The sequence below is a fragment of the Vibrio sp. 10N.222.46.A1 genome, from assembly GCF_041473595.1.
Classification (GTDB): Bacteria; Pseudomonadota; Gammaproteobacteria; order Enterobacterales; family Vibrionaceae; genus Vibrio; species Vibrio tasmaniensis_A.
On the sequence record NZ_JBFRSN010001150.1, the window covers coordinates 1 to 479 of the forward strand.

The 479-nt window shown below is 40.3% G+C and carries 1 pseudogene; it reads left to right on the forward strand.

From position 1 onward, the window contains the following. Positions 1 to 60 precede the first annotated feature (60 nt). Positions 61 to 479 (forward strand): annotated as a pseudogene (locus AB4496_RS24680) (methyl-accepting chemotaxis protein); the annotation flags it as partial.

Consider the following 479-nt stretch of genomic DNA (forward strand, 5'->3'; position numbering starts at 1 on the left):
GGATAATTATAATAAAAGCAATTGCATCGGCTCATTTACTTATTTATAGAGGGACAATTCATGCGCCAACTTCTCAGTGGCTTATCAATTAAAATACAAATTCTTATTCCAGTACTCTTTTCCGTCGTATTACTTTTGACGGGTGTCATCATCGGTGGTGACAAGCTGGAAAACGCATTTAAAGATGTATCAACAGCAACAGATCAACTCATTCTACATAAAGAAGAACTCAGCGAAATCGTCGACAATAGTTACGGCATGCGCATCAAAGCAATCTATAGCTTGTTCAACCCTGATGATGTAAACACACTCGTTGAAACGCTTAATCAAAAACGCGATCAAAACTCACGCCTACTGAGCTCATTAGACACAGTGCCAGGTATGCAAGATGAAGTCGCAGCAATGAGCAAAGCGATGGACCACTACGTTAACTTTTCACGCAATACCATGCTTCCCCTGTTAAAGGCAAAACACGGTAA